Genomic DNA, 19,302 nt, shown 5'->3' on the forward strand with positions numbered 1-19,302 from the left:
GTGGACAAGGTTAGAACATTAATCCAAGGACAACTTCATTCTATTATTCCGTAAAGAAAAATAATACGCGATGCCGATGGAAAATATACTTAACCAAAATGTGAAATAACCAATCTGAGGCAAATATTTCATTAGGCTGCCGTACCAAGGCATCATTTTAAAGACATAGTCAATAACATCATTATGTAAAGTCCAAATCCCTGCCGCAACAAGGTGCCATAGTTTGAAGCGATAATACGGACTATACAGAACTCCTTGCACAGCCATTGCTCCATGGGAAACGATCAGCATATACCCCTCTATCGGCAAATAGCCAGTTTCCATGAGTGTTAATATATTCATTACCACAGCCCATATTCCATATTTCACTAGCGTAATGATCGCTAACGCCTCAAACAGTTTGAAATTCCTTTTTAAAATAAATCCTACCAAGACAAAGCAGAGAAATAGACTTGCCGTAGGACTGTCCGGGACAAAGATAAGAAAAATGGCAGGGGTTTCTGCTAATTGATAGCCATACCAAACATACCCATAGATGGTGCCAAGAACATTAATGATCAACACCAACCATAGCATCACCGGTGTCTTCAATAAGTGTATAAACCAAGTTAACATCATGTTTCCTCACTTTTTTCAATTGATGTTTCCATTATACAAAAAAGCTGGCTAAATTAGCCAGCTTCTTTGTTATTCTGCTTCTGCAGCTTTTTCATTCATTTCAACTAAGTAGTCACCTAGGATTTGAAGTTCTTCATCTGTTCCTTTGAAAAGGTCAGCAGGCATTCCGCCAACACCTTCAACTGCAATCTTCTGATAATCTTCAGAAGCGAAGTCAGGGTTGTCGATTAGAGATGGAGCCATACCAGGACTACCTTGTAGGTTGTCACCGTGACAGGATAGGCAAGTGTTTTCTTGAAGAATGACATAGCCTTCTGCTTCCATGTCTATTTCAATATCAATTTCATCTGTGATTTCACCTTGCTCAGCTGCCGCTTCCCAGTCATGAGAATCAACAGACTGCCAAGTCAAGAAGAAAATTGAAGCGATACCGAGTAACATAAGACCTGTAGCAATTGGACGCTTACTTGGGCGACGTTCAGGACCACGATCTAGGAATGGAGCAAGTAACAATGCACCAAACGCAAGACCTGGCATGATCATTGCACCAATAACTGTGTATGGTCCAGCTGCGTATTGATATTTAAGTAACTCGTATAAGAATAAAAAGTACCAGTCTGGCAACGGGATATATCCAGTATCAGTCGGATCTGCCACACGCTCCAATGGTGATTGGTGAGCGACAGTCAGGCATAGGAATGCGATTAGGAAAACCGCACCAACCATCCATTCTTTTAGCAAGAAGTTTGGCCAGAATGCTTCCGTTTTACCAGGAAACTCGGAATAATCTTTTGGAATATTAGGTTTGCGTACTGCCGGGACACGCGAGTCACCAACAAACTTCATACCTTTTCCTCTATGCATATAGGTTCCCCTCCTTTGTTATCAAAATAATGAATCTTATAGCGGTCCTGAAATACCTTGCTTACGAATCATGACAAAGTGAGCACCCATCAAGCCGAATAGAGCTGCAGGTAAGAAGAATACATGAATCGCAAAGAAACGAGTCAGTGTTTGTGCACCAACGATTTCAGGATGTCCAGCTAGTAGCGTTTTCACCATATCCCCTATCAATGGGGTTGCAGCGGCGATCTCTAACCCTACTTTTGTAGCAAATAATGCTTTCATATCCCAAGGTAATAGGTAACCTGTAAAACCAAGACCTAACATGATGAAGAAGATAAGTACTCCTACCACCCAGTTAAGTTCACGTGGTTTTTTATATGCACCTTGGAAGAAAACACGTAGTGTATGTAAAAACATCATTACGATAACCAAACTGGCTCCCCAGTGGTGCATACCGCGTACGATTTGACCGAACGCAACTTCATTTTGTAAGTAGTAAACGGATTCCCACGCATTTTTAATGTCCGGAACATAATACATAGTCAGGAACATACCTGAAAGTACTTGGATAACTGTTACGAAGAACGTCAATCCACCAAAGCAATAAACGAATGCGGAGAAGTGATGTGCTGGGTTTACGTGCTCAGGTACCTCGTGGTCGGCGATATCGCGCCACATCGGCGTAATATCTAATCGTTCGTCAACCCAGTCATAAATCTTATTTAACAATTATTACGCCTCCCCTTTTGGTTTTGCGCTACCTAAATATACAATACCATCTTTCACTTCATGAACGTATACATCAAGCGGAGATAGTGGTGGTGTATTAGGTACGTTGTCACCATTTTTGTAGTATAAACCGTAATGGCATGGACAGAAGAACTTATCCGGGTTACCTGGGTCTGATGCCCAGTTAACAGTACAGCCTAGATGTTTACAAACTGGAGATAAGGCAATAATATCACCCTTTTCATCCTTGTAAATCCAAGCAGTTCTAGGCTCTTCAGATTCATACCAAGCATCAACCTGCTTAATCTTGAAAGGGAAGTTTTGCGGCTCCGCAGTTAGTTCACTTTCTTCACATACAGCAACTAATTCTTGGTCATTTCCAGCTTTAAGTACCGGATCAATTGCAAAACGGACCATTGGCATCAGCATACCTGCTGCCATGAAACCGCCTACACCAGTAAGGGTATAGTTTAAAAATTGACGTCTAGACACGCGATGGTTTTTCTCACTCATTGTTTTCCCCCCTCTATAGAAAGAACTAAGTCCATACGGACAGTAGATTATAACACATAGAAAACTAGGACATTCTCATGATATATCAATCTTGTCCCAAGGTCAATAATCTCCTGCCTTGAAAAAATGGCAAGGTTGTGACTTATTTTCAATCCTTTTAAAATATTTTTGTTTTTTTATTGCTTTTTTAATATCATTTTGCTAGCAGTTTGCCTTTTGGGATATTTTGCACCATTTTCTATACTTTTAATCCTGCCATTTTTGAATAAACATCGGTAATAATTGATTCATCTGATCTTGAATGATTTTCTGTTTGTACTTATCTTCCATATCCTCTAATGGAATCGCGGGAAGCCATACAAGCTTACCTTCTAATTGCTGCTCATTTTGACTCCAAGAACTGTCAGATGTCATGAGAAATACATGTTTAATATTGTTTTCTTTTATATGTAGAGAGAGATTGTTAAGCTGCTCTACTTTCTTCTCCGCTTGATCTGTTTCCACATAGCTGAATGGCGGCAACAGGATAACCCTTCCTTTAAACTGCCTTTCCAATTCGTAACTTAATATGTTTATGTATTCTCCGTGAGATGCGATCGTCTTGATATTCTCACCGAAACTAATCGGCATCAGGGGAATGATGACGGTATCTATGTATTCTTTTGCTTGAACGTACTGGGATATATCTTTGCTTGTCCATTTCATGGTTTCGTTTCAACTCTTTCTTTTGTGGATTTATTGTCGTTCTTTAAATATAAGTTTTGTGGTGGGTGAGGTCAAATGTTTTGGGCATTACATAAGATTTCTAAATCAACAAAAACCCCCGCAACATTCGAGTTGAGGGGGTACAAATTCTTATAATCTTTTCAACTGACCTGTCAGTTTACGAAACGCCTCTTCATCCTGGCGGTCCAGAGCATCATCGATCAATTTCAGTAGCTTTTCTTTTTGAAAGGTGTAAATGGATTCTTCTAGCATCCGCTCTGCTAAAATCCGATCCTTTTCATTGATTTGGGGCTGCTTCGGCATAAACGGATTATCTTCCAGCACCGCTGCGTATTGTGGTGAATGATAGACAGATCGGAAATTTAACTGTATATAAATATCCTCATCACGATTAAGCCTAATGTCATGGAAGGACTTTTCGGCGTCCGTCGTCATCACATTTTCCTTATAAAACCTGAATGGCACTTCCTCTACACAATGGGTTGACATGATAATTCCCCGTGGACAGAACTGAGCTTGCTCGACAAAGTGAACTTTCTTCATCAATTGGTCATGACTCATCAAATAGTTTAAAATCCATACACATTCACGTCTTTTTAACTGATAGTTTCCTAAGAACCACCTTATAAAGTCCTTCTTCTCGTTGACAGATACAGGGGTAGCCACAACTATCGTCCCTCCTCTGCGTAGAATATTCCCTACTCTTGTAAATTTAAATACAGATCTTGCAATTCTATGTTGGTTGGGTCAAGTTGTATTAGTTTTTCAAAAAGCGGCTTTGCTTCTTCTCGTTTCCCTTCCTCCAATAAGAAGTGTGCATAATCGTAAAGGAAGCTGCTGTCATCTTTAAAAGAAGTATATGCTTGACGGTAATGATTTAATGCATCAGAATATTTTTCGGTTTGTTGATAGGCAACAGCTAGGTCCCAATCATATTGCGGGTCTGTCTCTCCAAAGTTAATGAGTTCATTTAGGCAGTCTATAACATCTTCATAGCGCTCTTCCTGCAAGAAGATTTTCGTTAAAGTTAAGGCTGCTTCCACATATCCGGGATCGATGGCAATGGCTTCCCTCAGTAACTTTTCTGCTTCTTCCACATTTTGCTGCTTCATTGCCACTTTCGCTCCGTAAACTTGCAATTCTTTGTTATATTCATTAACCGCTAATCCTTCTTTTGCAACACGCAAGCTGTCTTCTAATAATCCTTCGTGTTCGTATGCTTTTGCAAGATATAAGTAAAGAGAGGAGTATTCATAATCCATTTCTTTTACCTGATTAAGTTTTTCGATACTGGTCTTGAAATATCCTGCCTGAAAAGCGGTAAATCCGTATTGAAATAATACGTCAATTTTCAACTCTTTCTGCAAGGCCTGGTCGAAATAAGGCATCGCTTCCTCAAATTGACCTGTAGCACTGTAGCATTCAGCGAGTCTTTCTTGCAAGGAGAACTCAATTTCATCCGCATGTGGAAGAACTGATTCATAATATGGAATGGCTTTCTTATAGTCACCTTGAGACAGATACACTTCCCCTAAAGCAAGGCTGATGATTGGTTCCTTAGGAGCAAGCTTTTTGGCAGCAAGCAATTTTTGCTCGCTGACCTCAAATAGTCCCTGTGCCTGATAAAGGTCTGCAAGAAGAAGCAGAGACTGAATGTAGACCTCATCATCGTCCCCTATGTTTTCTAATAAACCCATCGCTTCATCTTCTTCATCAAGGTCAATGTGGACTTCAGCCAATGAAATAATGAGGTCCGACTCATTCGGAAACTGGTATAGGAGGTTTTGGTAAAGTTGTTTGGCGTCTTCAAGCATGCCGAGTTGCTGATAGATCTGGGCAGTTTGAAATAAATCCTCTTCTCCAAATTTTGATTCGTTTTCTTTTAGGATAGTAAGACCCTGTTCTATTTCCCCGTTATCTATTAGTTCTAGAGCTTTATCAATTACTGTGTAAGACAAAATACTACTTCCCTTCATTTTTAAAATCCGCAGTCACACGTTCTTCTTCAAATCTTTTCAGAGAGTAAGAAATGCCCTGGAATGGTTACTGTACATTCTTTTCCAAAGCCTGGACGAAATAAAACCTCATCTCCCGCTTTGATAACCGTTCCTTTTTGAACTGTAACTTCTGGAATATGACTATCATAATCCAGATTTTCAATAGTTTCAATAATATGGCCTTCTGGTGACAAATAGAGATTATAGTCTAATTCTCCACCGACCCGCAAATCTCCTTTAGTCGGGTAGATACCAATTTTCATTAATAGATCCAAATCAAGAGGTTTCCCCTGTTCTGGGCACTCGGTGGAATGTGTTAATTTCTCTTCTTGCATGATTAATTTCCACTCTTTTTTCTTCCTGGTTTTTTTGGATGGAGAAATGTTTTGCCAACACGGCAGAAATGTGATCGGAAATTGATACAAGGCATCTTTTATCCACCCCCATGGGACGGAAGAGAGTTCTGTTGTATCATCCATCTGCAAAAATATAGCAGAAATCTTATAGCGCCTGCATTGTCGTACAAAAGAAGGTGTGAGTTTATGGAAGGGAAGTCTTACCGCAAAATAATAATCAATCGGACTATTTAATAAGAAAGTTCTCGCTCTCTTTAATGTTTGCAATAATTCTTTTTCACGCTGAACGGTAATGAGAGAAAGAAGGGTTGTACAACCTTTTTTCAAATAGTTCTCGGTGATGAACTGTTTGAACTGCGGAAACGGCATTTGTTCAAGGTTATCGACAAGCATAACATGTCCGGGTGTGAGTACATAGGGGGAAATATCCATTCTCATGGATTTTGAATTGGTAAAAGGGCCTTCTTTCATGTAATGAATTTTGCTGTCTTTCACTAGCAGATTGGTATGGAGGAGTGTTGATTTGTTTTTGACCACATTTGCGGCTTCTATAATATATTCCATAGCATCCCCCTCTTAAATGTTCTTAAGACAAGCTATGCGACTGGAGGGTTAAATATGCTGTTTTGGAGTGTGATGATTTGGGGGACGGAAAAAGTTAGGGTTGCTAGTTGGAGGTCGGAAGTTCGGATTACTAATAAAAAGTTACATACCCCCTAGTGGTATCCTACCTCAGAATCGGGCGATATTTCGAATTTACGGGCGATTTTCAGCGTAATCGGGCGATAATTTCATTTTACGGGCGATTTTTAAGACTAATCGGGCGATAATCTAAATTTACGGGCGAAAATGAAATTTCACTAGCAAAATGGTTCCACTAACCCATGCAAAACTAGTAATATACCCCCTCTTAACCGACCAACGACCCTCGATGTTCAAAGCTAAAAAGTACAACAAACTAAAAGAGGCCCATCTCCATGGACCCCCTCATCTAAAAACTTACCCTCTTCTCAAACTCTCCATATGCTCAAAGAAGCTCGGGTAGGAGACATTGATTGCCCCATCATTTTGAAGAACTGTTTCTCCCTCCGCAATTAAGCTTGCGATGGCTCCCATCATGCCGATACGGTGATCTCCGTAACTGTCTAGGGTGCCGCCATGCAACTTTGTCTTGCCCTTAATGATCATCCCGTCCTCTGTTGCTTCAATGTCAGCGCCAAGCTTCTTCAGCTCGTTCACAACCGTATCAATTCGGTTTGTTTCCTTCACCTTCAGCTCTTCCGCATCCTTGATGACTGTAGTTCCTTCAGCCTGTGTCGCCATCAAAGCGATGATTGGCACTTCATCAATCAGGCGTGGGATGATATCGCCACCAATTTCCACACCTTTAAGTTCAGAAGATTCCACAGTAATATCGGCATAAGGTTCCGGTCCTTCCTCTACAACATTTGAATAGGAAAGACTTGCCCCCATATTTTTCAGAACATCTAAAACTCCAGTACGAGTAGGATTGAGCCCGACCCGGCGCAATGTAATCCTGCTGCCAGGCACAATCGCACCTGCCACAAGGAAAAACGCTGCGGAAGAGATATCTCCAGGAACAACAACATGCAGATCAGACACCAGTTTCTGCCCACCTACCACGCTTACCTTGCATTCTTCCTCTTCTTTTACTTCCACGCCAAACGCACGCAGCATCCTTTCTGTATGATCACGAGATTTAAAAGGTTCACTCACAGTGGTTACCCCTTCAGCCTGCAATCCTGCCAAAAGAATGGCGGATTTCACTTGTGCGCTTGCCACAGGTGACACGTAATCAAGGCCGCTTAAGCCACCTCCCTGAATAGAGATCGGCGTAAAGTTGCCATCCTGATTTCCTTGTATCCTTGCACCCATGTCGCGCAATGGAGCAGTCACCCGTTTCATCGGCCTTTTGGCGATAGACTCGTCCCCAATCAGGACAGAGTGTATAGGTAAGCCAGAGAGAATCCCCATCATCAGTCTTGCTGTTGTTCCCGAATTCCCGACATCCAATACTTCTGATGACTCTCGAAGTCCCTTCAATCCGTTTCCATATACCGTCACATTGGAGCCATCCTGTTCTATCTTCACTCCAAGCTTGGAGAAACAACTGATTGTACTTAGGCAATCATCACCCGGTAAAAAGTTTTCCACTGTCGTTTTGCCTTCCGCCATAGAGCCGAACATAACGGAACGGTGGGAAATGGATTTATCTCCGGGGATTTGGATGGTTCCTTTTAACCCACTAGCGGTACCTGTAAGTTTTTTCATTTACACTCTCTCCTAACTAGACAATATAAGTTTCATACATGGTGTGTTTACGTAAGCAATCTTCTGCAGATTGGCGATCGTCCTCTGACTGGAAGCTAAGTCTCAACACGCCATAGATTTCTTCTCTTGTTTCCATGATACGAATATTGGTAATGCTTATTTTTTCTTTTGCAAGAATACCGGTGATTTCTGATATGATCCCGGGATAATCAGGAACATCCACATATAAATCGTAAAATGACGGAATCGCACCTTTGGACTTTACCGGAAGGCCGTCACGGAACTCCTTGGCCTTGCTGAAATACTCAAGCAAGAAGGCTTCGTTATCCTGTGACAAATGGTCTCTCACCACTTCCATTTGCTCCATCCACTGATCTAAAAGTGTTAGGATGGTTGTTTTATTATGTATCAGGATGTCTTTCCACATCGTCGGGTTGCTTGAGGCAATCCTTGTGATATCCCTAAATCCACCAGCTGCAAGTCTTGAGACAAACGGGTTGGTAGATTGCATGTCCTCTGCCTGATGAACAAGGCCAGCTGCGACCACATGAGGAAAATGGCTGATGACTCCGGCAACCAGATCATGTTCTGAAGCAGACATGGTGATAAAATTCGCCTTCGTTCCGGCAAGCCACATTTTGGTTAAGGCCACTTCTTTTGGATTCGCATCTTCTTTAAATGGAGTAAGCACATAAAAAGCATTTTCGAAAAGATGGCTTTTGGCAGCAATTACACCACTCTTATGGGAACCTGCCATGGGATGCCCCCCTATGAATGTAACATTTTCCTGAGGGAAAAGGGTAGCCGCTAAAGTGGTAATGCTATTTTTCGTGCTTCCTACATCGGTAATGACAACTTGTGGTTTCGTGAATGTTATCCCACTTAAATGTTTTAATACTTCATTTGCCTGCATGACCGGTACAGAAATGACAATAAAATCTGCATCTCTTGCTTCAGCATCATAATTTTCACAGAACTCATCGATGACTTTTAATGACTTTGCTAATTTCGCCTGCTGGGTATTTATATCGTATCCTATTATACTCGCGTTAGGGTGTTCTTTTTTTATCGCAAGGGCTATGGACCCGCCAATCAGCCCAAGTCCGATCACCAACACTTTCCCGTTCAATTCACTTCACCGCCTGATGTCTTTATATATGTAAATAGAGAGGATATCTCCTCTCTATTAGATGGCTTGCTTCATTTTATATTCCTTCAAGTAAGAGATGATTTCTGCGTTTTGCTCTTTTGTTCCGACTGTAATACGTAAACAAGTCGGGTAACCTAATGCTTTTCCAGATCGCACAATATACCCTTTTTTCATCAAGTATTGAAACAATACATCGGAGTCCGTCTGAAAGTCTATCAAGATGAAGTTCCCCTCAGAAGGATAATAGGCAAGCTTCATTTCCTCGCAGAATGCGTAATATTGCTCTAAACCTTCTTTATTCTTTGTTACACACTCTTTTATAAAAGATTGGTCTCCTACTGCCGCCTTTGCGGCAACTTGGGCCAGGGAGTTTGTATTAAAAGGTTCCCTTGCCGGTTCGATAAGACGGATAAGCTTTTCATTGGCAATTCCATATCCGATGCGGAAACTTGCAAGGCCGTAAGCTTTAGAAAAAGTACGGGTAATCATAAGGTTCGGATATTCGTTTAGGAGTTTCACCGTTTCCGGGTAGTCCTGTGAAGTGACATATTCCTTGTAGGCTTCATCCACAACAACTAACGTACTGGCAGGGACTTTCTCTAGAAAAGAAAGAAGCAGCTCTTCCTTGATATAAGTTCCTGTAGGATTATTCGGACTGCATAACCAAACGATTGCTGTGTTCTCATCAATGGAGTTAAGCATTTCGTCGAGCTGGTGATACCCATCTTTTAATGGAACTTCTCGAACTTCTGCCCCTTCAATAATGGCGTTATGCTTATATTGCGGGAAAGAAGGAGTTGGCATGACAGTATTCTTACCAGGTTTTAATAGTGCCCGGCAGACAATTTGAATGACCTCATCAGAACCATTTCCGAAAATAAGCTCTTTTTCTCCTACACCTGTTTGGACTGCAAGTACTTCTCGCAAGTCTCTTGCGTAGCCATCAGGGTACGTAGCGGACTTGCTTAGCTCCGCGATCAATGCCTGTTGAACAGACGGAGAGCAACCATAAGGATTCTCATTAGAAGCGAGTTTCACTATTTTCTCAAGTCCTAATTCCCTCTTCACTTCTTCCATTGTTTTCCCTGGTTGATACGGGGTCAAGTTAAGCAGTTGTTCTTTAATATCCATCTTCAACATTCACCTTTCTGCTAAAAGTGGAGAAATAAGCTCCTCTATTTGTTGCTTTAATTCATGCAATGTTTTTTCTTCATCAACTTTAAATTGCTTTTCTTTTTGTTCGATCATGTTAATGAGTGCACTTCCCACCACAAATCCATCACAATATGGTTTTAAGGTTTGTATGTGTTCACTCTCTGAGATTCCGAATCCCACTGCAGTCGGTACGTTGCTTTTCTTTTTCACTTCTTCAAGAAAAGCATACAACTCCTCGGAAAATTCCTTACGCACCCCTGTCACTCCAAGGGATGAGATACAATATAAAAATCCTTGGGCATGTTCTGTGATCGTATTCATCCGTTCTTTGGAAGTTGGGGCAACAAGTGATATATAGGTTATAGCATGTTCGCTGCATTTCTCTCGTATGCGCCCGCTCTCTTCAAACGGAAGATCCGGAATGAGGAGCCCGTCTACCTGATTTTGCTTCGCTAAAGCGAAAAAGGATTCTTCCCCTAATTGTAACACAGGATTGAAATACGTAAAGAGGATGATCGGAATTTTCAGTCCTCTTCTTCTCATTTCTCCAGCAAGCTCCATGGTGCTTTTTATGGTTGTTTTATGAGCTAAAGCCCGCTTGGAAGCACGCTGTATAACAGGGCCGTCTGCCAACGGATCGGAGTAAGGGACCCCAAGCTCTAGTACGGATGCTCCAGCTTCCTCTAATAGAAGGGCCAGTTTTATTGTCAATTCCGGTGTTGGGTCTCCAGACATGATAAATGGAATAAACAGCTTGTCATGTTTTGGCAATCTCTCTAGATACGTAGTCATTCTACTGTCCCCTCCATTCTATTCATTAATGTATGCACGTCTTTATCCCCGCGTCCTGATAAACAAACGAGTATCGTTTTATCACTTGGCATTTTTGCCGCTTCTTTATAGGCAGTTGCGAGAGCATGAGCCGACTCAATTGCCGGGATGATGCCCTCTTCTTTTGCAAGGATATGAAGGGCTTCCAACGCTTCCTCATCTGACACACTTTGATATTCCACTCTGTTGCTGTCTTTTAAATAGGCATGCTCTGGTCCAATACCAGGATAATCAAGTCCAGCTGAAATGGAATATGGCTCAATGATTTGACCATGTTCATCTTGAATTAGGTAAGTGAGCGATCCATGAATGACTCCCTTCGTCCCTTTCGTTAACGTTGCAGCATGGTGGGGGGTATCGATGCCTTTACCGGCAGCTTCCACACCGATAAGTTCCACTTCATCATCCACAAATGGCGCAAACATTCCAATTGCATTGGAGCCGCCACCCACACAGGCTACGATTTTATCAGGCAAGCCACCTTCTCTTTCCTGGAACTGCCTCTTGGATTCTTCCCCGATCACTCGTTGAAACTCCCGTACCATATATGGATAAGGATGTGGGCCTACCACAGAACCAATCATATAGAAGTGGTCTTCACAATGCTGTACCCAGTAGCGAATCGCCTCATTTGTAGCATCCTTTAGCGTTTTATTGCCGCTTGTCGCAGGTATTACTTCTGCTCCTAATAATTTCATACGAAAAACGTTTAATGCCTGACGCTCAATATCTTCCTCACCCATGAACACCTTACACTCAAGTCCAAACTTGGCAGCAACCGTTGCTGCAGCCACTCCATGCTGTCCTGCTCCAGTTTCGGCGATAATCTTCTTTTTTCCCAAACGCTTTGCAAGCAAAGCCTGGCCGATGGCGTTATTAATCTTATGTGCGCCAGTATGATTCAAGTCTTCTCTCTTTAAGTAGATTTTCGCTCCACCAATACGGCTTGAAAGTTTTTCAGCGTATGTCAAAGCTGTGGGTCTCCCGGAGTATTCCTTTAAATAATAATGATAGTCTTCTAGAAAGGTTGGATCTTTTAAGGCCTCTTGTAAGCCTTGTTCTAATTCTTCCAACGGCAGCATCAATGTTTCAGGCACATACTTGCCCCCGAACTCCCCAAATCTACCGAAGCTATCTGGTGTTTGTACGTTTGTCATGTTCCCTCACCATTCTTTCTATCAGATTCATTTTTTCTTTACTTTTGGAAAAATTTTCTTCTACCCCACTCGATAGATCGATTCCTTGTGGAGAAAAGGGTAACAGCTCTTGCAATGTCGCTACATTTATCCCGCCTGCAATCATATACGGAATATTATATTGTTTTGAGAGCTTGTCATAGAGAGGGATATGCGCCCAGTTGAAGCTTGTTCCCGTCCCTCCGTACTGATTGCCGACCTTTTTATCTACCACAAAACCATCTATCGTTCCAATGAAAGGTATTAATTTTTCTACACTGGTTTCATCTACATGATGAATCACCTTCCAGATATCCACCTTACATTGTGACTTCAACTCTTTTATAAAAATCAGGTCCTCATCTCCATGGCATTGAACGATATCAAACGGAACAGTGCCGACAGCATGAAGGATTTCTTCTATAGTTTGATTGACAAAGATTCCTACGAGCTCTTTGTTCCGTGGAGGAAGGGTCGCTACCCATTCTGCCACCTGTTCGGGTTTTACCTGGCGCTTACTCTCTGCGAAAACAAAGCCTAGATAATCTGCGTCCGTATGAACGGATATCTTATAATCTTCCAAACTTTTGTTGCCGCAGAATTTAATCTTTGTTTTAAACACGTTCAAGCTCTCCAAATAATCTTCTTACTCCGGTCCCTGGCGTTTGATCTTTCATGAACGCTTCTCCTACAAGTACAGCGCTCGCTCCAAAACCTTTTACTTGGCGCAGGTCATCTGCAGTCAGTATGCCACTTTCACTCACAAGCAAGGAAGAGCTAGGAATATGAGCTGCCAGTTCCTTGGTCGTTTGAATATCTGTTTCAAAGGTTGCAAGATTTCTATTATTGACTCCAATGATCTTTGGAGTGATTGTTTGCAAAAGTTGAGTTAACCTATCCAAGCTGTGCACTTCTACCAGTACATCCAGGCCTAAATCTGTTGCTTGTTTGTATAAGGCAGCCAGTTTTTTATCGGGAAGAATTTCGGCAATCAACAATATCGCATCTGCACCAATACGGGCACTTTCCTCCACCTGAATCGGATCTATAATAAAATCTTTTCTCAGTACAGGCAGGCTTGTTGTTTCCTTTACCATCATCAAATCATGCTTTGATCCTTTGAAGTAGGCCTGATCTGTAAGCACCGATATCGCATCCACCCCAACTTTTTCATATTCCGCTCCAATATCTATAGGGGCAAAGCTTTCTTTTAGGATTCCCTTTGACGGGGAGGCCTTTTTCATTTCTGCTATTACGCCTAGATGACGCTTGGGATTGGCAAGTGCATCATAAAAGGAGTAACGCTGGACCTGTTTCTGAGAGGGAAGCGTTAGATTTTTCACTTCCAACTTTTTTGTCTCGACAATATTAGTTAACATGTTCCGTCACCCCTGCCTTCTTTAGTTGTTGTAGTAATTCGTACGGCTTATTCTCCTCAATCAATTGAAGGGCAAGTTCTACACCATTATGGATGGTGTCGGTAATTCCGGATACATAAAGAGCCGCTCCAGCATTTAAACAAACGATATTTCGTGCACTTTCATTGCTTTTGTTTTGAAAAATTTGTTTGATTAAATGGGAACTCTGTAGACTGTTAGATACCTGAATGTCCTCAAGTCTACCTCGTTCAAGCCCAAAGTCCTCTGGCGTTATCGTATAAGATGATATTTTCCCGTTTTTCACTTCCACCACATGCGTGCTAGCAGTGATCGTAATTTCATCCAACCCGTCTTCCCCTGCTACAATCAACACATGTTCGGAACCGAGCTCATTCAACACTTCCGCCATTTTATAAGCATAATCTGCTGAAAATACCCCAATTACCTGCTTTTTACAACGAACAGGATTGGCAAGCGGACCAAGCAGATTGAAGATAGTCCGGAATCCGATTTCCTTTCTAGGAGCGACCGCATGCTTCATTGCCTCGTGGTAAATAGGGGCAAAAAGAAAGCTCATTCCATTGACTTTAAGGTTTTCTGTCGCTTCTTCAAGTGTTTGCTGAACGGGAAGTTGCAGCTGCTCCAACACATCTGCACTTCCGCTAGATGAAGAAACTGCCCGATTTCCATGTTTGGCTACTTTTGCACCGCCACTTGCCGCCACAATTGCAGAAGCAGTAGAAATATTGAAGGTAGAAGCTCCATCCCCACCTGTACCGCATGTGTCGATTAAATGAGGATGCTCATAAGATATCGGCTTCATATGACCTCGCATTGCTTTTGTGAAACCCAACATTTCCTCGGAGGTCTCTCCCCGGAACCTTAGAATAGAGATAAAACTTGCAATCTGAATGGAGGTGACTTCCCCTTTCATCATTAGATCCATCGCACTTTCCGCTTCTTCTGTTGATAGGTTCGCTCCATCTATTAATTTCGTTAAATAGGCTTTAAACATAGCTGCATGACCCTCCCGTCTTTTTTGCAAAATATTTATTCGCTAGTTGGATTGTTTCAATTAATGCCGAGGCTTTATTGATCGTTTCTTTATATTCCAGTTCCGGAACAGAATCTGCTACCACGCCTGCACCCGCCTGAACATAAAAGCTGTTCTCGCGTTTTTGAATGGTCCTGATGGTAATGCAAGAATCAATATTTCCGTCAAAACCGATATAACAAATAGCCCCTGCGTATGTGTTTCTTACTGTCGGCTCGAGCTCTTGCAAAATCTGCATCGCCCTTACCTTTGGTGCCCCTGAAACAGTTCCAGCGGGAAAAGCTGCCAGCAGTGCTTCTACAGGTGTGTAACTTGGCGAAAGCTCTGCCTTCACAATGGAAATAAGGTGCATCACCCTTGAAAAATAAACAAGCTCTTTCATGACCGGCGTATGGACGGAACCATATTTTGCGACCCTTCCTAAATCGTTTCTCGCAAGATCGACAAGCATATAATGTTCTGCCTGTTCTTTTTCATCTTGCATTAGATCCTCCGCCAACCTTTGATCTTCCTCTTCACTTTTTCCTCTTTTCCTGGTACCGGCTATCGGATGAATCTCTAACTTCTTATCTTGAATTTGTATGAGCCTCTCAGGAGAGCTCCCTATCAGTTCCATTTCGTCATATTTGAGATAGAACAGGTAAGGCGAGGGGTTTTGTCTTCTTAGCACTCGGTAAACATCAAAACCTTCCATGTCTGCTTCTAACTCAAAACGCTGGGAAAGGACGCATTGAAAGATGTCACCTGTCTGGATATATTTCTTGATCTTTTCTACATGTTCAATGAATCTTTCTTTTGTGTAATTGGATTGAACAGCCAGCTCTGCTTTTTCTGGGTCCACTTCCACAAGCCCTTCATTCTCTTGGCGCTTTTTAATTAAAGAAACTTTATCAAGTATTGATTGTTTTGCCTGACTAAATCTATCCTTTAGCTCTTTTTCATCTTCCTCACCATCTAATCGGATATAATGGATAAAATGCAATTCATTTTCCTTGTGGTCACATACGACAATATCCTCGCAATACAATAAATTTGCTGTATGTTCCCCGCCGTAGGAAGGGTGCATTGCTACTTTTTCGATCGTTGGAATAAAATCATAACTTAGGTATCCAACCGCTCCCCCGGTAAAACCTATCTTCTTTTCCAGGAGTTTTACTTGCAGTAGTTTGTTAGCTTGTTGGATGACCTCATTCAATTCATTAGATTGAAAGAGAATGTGATTGGTCTTTTCTTCTCGCAAAGAAATCGTGGTATCCTCAGCGGTTATCTTTAAAAATGGATTTAATCCAATAAAGGAATATCTCGCCCAATCTGATTTAGGTTCTTTACTTTCCAATAGATAAACCGCTTCATTTCTTAAAGACTGAAAGATGGATACGGGTGTTAAGGTGTCTTCAAAAAAACTTTCCATAATGGGAATGGTTTTGTAATGTTTGCTTGCATGCAGAAATTCTGCAAACTGTTGCATGTGATCTCCTCCATTTTCAAGAAATGGAGAATGAGTATTGTAACGAGGCGTTACAGAATGAGGAAAAACAAAAACCCAAAGACAGAGGATAGTCTTTGGGTAGATTTATAGATACATTCTAACCTCAGCTAATCTCGACTCATTCTCAGCTATTCTCTTCTCAACTCGGCTCAATAATAAAGTTAATGGTTTTGATAATACTCTTTGGCTCTATAGCCCTCAACTTGTTACTCTCTAAACTAATCTCTAAACTGTTTTATTACTTGTAAGTACTATATGATAGAAGATTGCTAATTGTCAACCGATAAAGTTTTAGCAAGGTCCGGTCGTAAGCTTACCGCCTCATGCAAATAGATATGGAGAATGTCTTTTTGCGCTACTTCCGTGTTTACTGTCATCATGATTCTGATACAGGAAGGCAGTGAGTTCGGGACAGCAATTTCTTTTGTACACATGACAGGGACATAATCCCAGCCCTCAAGGTTTCTTAGTGCCTTGGCGGGAAAGCATGCCGTGATATCCGCCGTCACGGAAATGAGCACTTGCGCGACATCTTCTGCCACAATGTTGTTTGATTGGATCATGTTTTGTAATAATTCTTCTGTTTTACAGATGATTTCTTTTTCAGAATTCTCTAGAACAGTTGTTGCGCCTCTTACACCTCGAATCACCGAATTCCCCCTTTTAGATTATTTTTAATAAAACTCTTGTAAAGTTTCTAGTATGAGTTCATCTGGTACGGAACGCAGTCCTACATTTCCTACTGACTGGATCAATACCATATGTATATGACTGTTCTGTGTTTTTTTGTCTTTTTTCATCCAACCTAACAATTCTTCCGGGGAAACGGATGATCTTATCTTTGTTGGAAAGCCGTAACGTTCCCATGCTTCAGACAAGTCAGTGCTTAGTTCCAGTTCGGGATTCAGCTTTTCACTTAGTCTTGTTGCAAAAAGCATACCAAGCGCTACTCCGTCTCCATGCGTTACTTTTCCATAACCATAAGCTGCTTCAAGAGCATGACCTAATGTATGGCCAAAATTTAAAATTGCCCGCAAACCCGTCTCTTTTTCATCATTTGACACGACTTCCGCTTTGATTTTTATTCCGTTTTCCAAGCATACGAGCAGTCTGTCTTCTGTGAGGTCGTCCAGGCTTTTAATATTTTCTCTAATCCATTGATAGAACTCGTCGTCCCAGATAAGAGAATGCTTGACCACTTCTGCAAATCCTGAGCGCATTTCTTTTTCAGGAAGGCTTATTAGGAAATCAACATCATAAATGACTGCTTCCGGCTGATAAAAGGAGCCGATCATATTTTTCCCTAGCGGATGATTAATGGCGACCTTCCCGCCCACTGCACTGTCATGTGCGAGGAGTGTAGTTGGAATTTGGATGAATTTGATTCCCCTCATAAATGTAGAGGCCACAAACCCTGCAATATCGCCTACCACTCCTCCACCGAGAGCAATAATGACAGAATGGCGGTCCAAACCATTTTCAAGCGCAAAAGTCTGAATCGCATAATAATTGTCAAATGACTTGGCTTCTTCCCCATTAGGAAGTACATAAGAATGGACGGAAAAATTTTGCGTAAGACTTGAGACTATATTAGAAAGGTACAGGTCAGCAACAAGATCATCTGTCACAATTAGCAATTTACTTGGTTTCTTTTGAAAAGATTCAAGTAACTTTGGCAGTTGTTCTATTGCCCCTTTTCCCAAAAATACAGAATACTCCTTTGAGGCAGTCTGAACGGTAACCTGTTTCCCATTAGAATTTTGCGGCATGATCTCGCATCCTTTGGACATTTTCCTTGATAAGATCCATTCGATCCTGTCCGAATTGTTCTACAATAGCTTGAGCGATTTCCCAAGCGACCACAGCTTCCGCAACCACGCTTGCAGCTGGAACCGCACAACTGTCGGAACGTTCTATACTTGCCTGGAACGGCTCTTTTGTATCAATATCAACGCTTTGAAGCGGCTTGTAGAGGGTAGGAATTGGTTTCATGACTCCTCTTACGACAATCGGCATCCCCGTCGTCATGCCGCCTTCAAAACCTCCAAGATTATTGGATAATCTGTAATAGCCTCTGTCTTCACTCCAAGCAATCTCATCATGCACCTTGCTTCCCGGAAGGCTGGCAGCTTGGAATCCAACGCCAAACTCCACACCTTTAAAGGCATTGATGCTCATAATCGATGCGGCAACCTTTGCATCTAATTTCCGGTCATAATGCACGTAGCTCCCTACTCCAGCAGGAACACCTTCCACTATTACTTCTACTATACCGCCAATAGAATCTCCGTTCTCTTTGGCTGTGTCAATCGCATCCATCATCTCTTGCTCTACTTTTTTATCATAGCAACGAACTGGAGAAGCTTCGGTTTGCGCTTTTAAGTCATCAAGATTTTTGATAGGCTGGGGCTCTGCTTTCACGCCTCCTATTTCAGTTACATGGCCTGCTATCTTAATGCCTAGTTCAGCGAGGAATTTTCTTGCAACAGCACCTGCTGCTACCCTAACGGTCGTTTCCCTTGCGGAAGAACGCTCCAGCACATTCCTCATATCACGGTGACCATATTTAATCGCTCCATTTAGGTCAGCATGTCCGGGACGGGGCTTTGTCACCTTCCGTTTTACTTCTTCTTGATCTTCTTGGGAAAGAGGTTCAATCCCCATTATTTTCGTCCAATGCTTCCAATCATCGTTTGTTACCGCCAAGGTTATGGGAGAACCTAACGTTTGACCATGACGAACTCCACTTAGAATATCTACGGTATCCTTTTCAATTTGCATTCTTCTGCCACGGCCATGCCCCTTCTGTCTTCTTGCCAGATCATCATTAATATCCTCGACAGTCAGTGGCAGCCCAGCTGGGACACCTTCCAATATGGTTGTCAATTGCGGTCCATGCGACTCGCCAGCAGTCAAATATCTCATCGTCATCAGCCTCTCCTTTATCTCTTTAAAGCTTTTAAGCGTGTAAGTGAAATTAATTATGTAATAC

At 41.9% G+C, this 19,302-nt stretch carries 20 protein-coding genes; all 20 read right to left on the bottom strand.

Translation table 11 applies throughout. The annotated features are described in order from the left end of the window. Nucleotides 1-18: 18 nt before the first annotated feature. Nucleotides 19-615: a lipoprotein heptaprenylglyceryl N-acetyltransferase LhaT gene (locus K7887_RS12445; protein ID WP_223493641.1), complete on the bottom strand. Its 597-nt coding sequence runs from the start codon at nucleotides 613-615 to the stop codon at nucleotides 19-21. A gap of 72 nt (nucleotides 616-687) precedes the next feature. Further along, nucleotides 688-1,482 (bottom strand): menaquinol-cytochrome c reductase cytochrome b/c subunit, encoded by a 795-nt coding sequence (locus tag K7887_RS12450; protein WP_223489570.1) that lies wholly within the window; start codon nucleotides 1,480-1,482, stop codon nucleotides 688-690. A gap of 36 nt (nucleotides 1,483-1,518) precedes the next feature. Next, nucleotides 1,519-2,193 (bottom strand): menaquinol-cytochrome c reductase cytochrome b subunit, encoded by a 675-nt coding sequence (gene qcrB / locus K7887_RS12455; protein ID WP_010193681.1) that lies wholly within the window; start codon nucleotides 2,191-2,193, stop codon nucleotides 1,519-1,521. A gap of 3 nt (nucleotides 2,194-2,196) precedes the next feature. After that, entirely contained in the window at nucleotides 2,197-2,706 is a 510-nt protein-coding gene (locus K7887_RS12460) for a Rieske (2Fe-2S) protein (RefSeq protein WP_223489571.1), read from the bottom strand. A gap of 246 nt (nucleotides 2,707-2,952) precedes the next feature. Beyond that, nucleotides 2,953-3,411, bottom strand: coding sequence for a YpiF family protein (locus K7887_RS12465; protein WP_223489573.1), 459 nt, complete (start codon nucleotides 3,409-3,411; stop codon nucleotides 2,953-2,955). Nucleotides 3,412-3,561: 150 nt separating this feature from the next. Beyond that, on the bottom strand, nucleotides 3,562-4,098 hold the full coding sequence (locus tag K7887_RS12470) for a ReoY family proteolytic degradation factor (RefSeq protein ID WP_223489575.1): 537 nt from the start codon (nucleotides 4,096-4,098) through the stop codon (nucleotides 3,562-3,564). A 32-nt stretch (nucleotides 4,099-4,130) separates the two neighbouring features. Beyond that, on the bottom strand, nucleotides 4,131-5,390 hold the full coding sequence (locus tag K7887_RS12475; RefSeq protein ID WP_223489577.1) for a tetratricopeptide repeat protein: 1,260 nt from the start codon (nucleotides 5,388-5,390) through the stop codon (nucleotides 4,131-4,133). 47 nt (nucleotides 5,391-5,437) lie between these two features. Then, a complete protein-coding gene (locus K7887_RS12480) occupies nucleotides 5,438-6,349 on the bottom strand; it encodes a hypothetical protein (RefSeq protein WP_223489578.1) in 912 nt (303 codons plus the stop codon). A 435-nt stretch (nucleotides 6,350-6,784) separates the two neighbouring features. Next, the gene (gene aroA / locus K7887_RS12485; RefSeq protein WP_223489579.1) at nucleotides 6,785-8,077 is read right to left on the bottom strand and encodes a 3-phosphoshikimate 1-carboxyvinyltransferase; all 1,293 of its coding nucleotides are present in this window, start codon (nucleotides 8,075-8,077) and stop codon (nucleotides 6,785-6,787) included. Nucleotides 8,078-8,093: 16 nt separating this feature from the next. Then, nucleotides 8,094-9,206 carry a prephenate dehydrogenase gene (locus K7887_RS12490; protein WP_223489580.1) on the bottom strand — a complete coding sequence of 371 codons (1,113 nt, stop codon included), beginning with the start codon at nucleotides 9,204-9,206 and terminating at the stop codon, nucleotides 8,094-8,096. A 57-nt stretch (nucleotides 9,207-9,263) separates the two neighbouring features. Then, on the bottom strand, nucleotides 9,264-10,358 hold the full coding sequence (hisC, locus tag K7887_RS12495; protein WP_223489581.1) for a histidinol-phosphate transaminase: 1,095 nt from the start codon (nucleotides 10,356-10,358) through the stop codon (nucleotides 9,264-9,266). A 9-nt stretch (nucleotides 10,359-10,367) separates the two neighbouring features. Continuing rightward, nucleotides 10,368-11,174 carry a tryptophan synthase subunit alpha gene (trpA, locus tag K7887_RS12500; RefSeq protein WP_223489582.1) on the bottom strand — a complete coding sequence of 269 codons (807 nt, stop codon included), beginning with the start codon at nucleotides 11,172-11,174 and terminating at the stop codon, nucleotides 10,368-10,370. Then, a complete protein-coding gene (trpB, locus tag K7887_RS12505) occupies nucleotides 11,171-12,370 on the bottom strand; it encodes a tryptophan synthase subunit beta (protein ID WP_223489583.1) in 1,200 nt (399 codons plus the stop codon). The genes trpA and trpB overlap by 4 nt, the downstream gene beginning before the upstream one ends. Further along, nucleotides 12,345-13,010, bottom strand: a complete 666-nt coding sequence (locus tag K7887_RS12510; protein WP_223489584.1) for a phosphoribosylanthranilate isomerase — start codon at nucleotides 13,008-13,010, stop codon at nucleotides 12,345-12,347. The genes trpB and K7887_RS12510 overlap by 26 nt, the downstream gene beginning before the upstream one ends. After that, complete coding sequence (gene trpC / locus K7887_RS12515; RefSeq protein ID WP_223489585.1) at nucleotides 13,003-13,767, bottom strand: indole-3-glycerol phosphate synthase TrpC; 765 nt, start codon at nucleotides 13,765-13,767, stop codon at nucleotides 13,003-13,005. The genes K7887_RS12510 and trpC overlap by 8 nt, the downstream gene beginning before the upstream one ends. Continuing rightward, entirely contained in the window at nucleotides 13,757-14,782 is a 1,026-nt protein-coding gene (gene trpD / locus K7887_RS12520) for an anthranilate phosphoribosyltransferase (protein ID WP_223489587.1), read from the bottom strand. The genes trpC and trpD overlap by 11 nt, the downstream gene beginning before the upstream one ends. Continuing rightward, nucleotides 14,775-16,289 carry an anthranilate synthase component I gene (gene trpE / locus K7887_RS12525; RefSeq protein ID WP_223489589.1) on the bottom strand — a complete coding sequence of 505 codons (1,515 nt, stop codon included), beginning with the start codon at nucleotides 16,287-16,289 and terminating at the stop codon, nucleotides 14,775-14,777. The genes trpD and trpE overlap by 8 nt, the downstream gene beginning before the upstream one ends. A gap of 290 nt (nucleotides 16,290-16,579) precedes the next feature. Beyond that, nucleotides 16,580-16,960 (bottom strand): chorismate mutase, encoded by a 381-nt coding sequence (gene aroH / locus K7887_RS12530; RefSeq protein WP_223489591.1) that lies wholly within the window; start codon nucleotides 16,958-16,960, stop codon nucleotides 16,580-16,582. Nucleotides 16,961-16,984: 24 nt separating this feature from the next. Next, complete coding sequence (gene aroB / locus K7887_RS12535) at nucleotides 16,985-18,079, bottom strand: 3-dehydroquinate synthase (RefSeq protein ID WP_223489592.1); 1,095 nt, start codon at nucleotides 18,077-18,079, stop codon at nucleotides 16,985-16,987. Next, on the bottom strand, nucleotides 18,063-19,235 hold the full coding sequence (aroC, locus tag K7887_RS12540; protein WP_223493642.1) for a chorismate synthase: 1,173 nt from the start codon (nucleotides 19,233-19,235) through the stop codon (nucleotides 18,063-18,065). Before aroC ends, aroB begins: the two co-directional genes overlap by 17 nt. Nucleotides 19,236-19,302 lie beyond the last annotated feature (67 nt).

The sequence above is a fragment of the Sutcliffiella horikoshii genome (genome assembly GCF_019931755.1).
GTDB classification, from domain to species: domain Bacteria; phylum Bacillota; class Bacilli; order Bacillales; family Bacillaceae_I; genus Sutcliffiella_A; species Sutcliffiella_A horikoshii_E.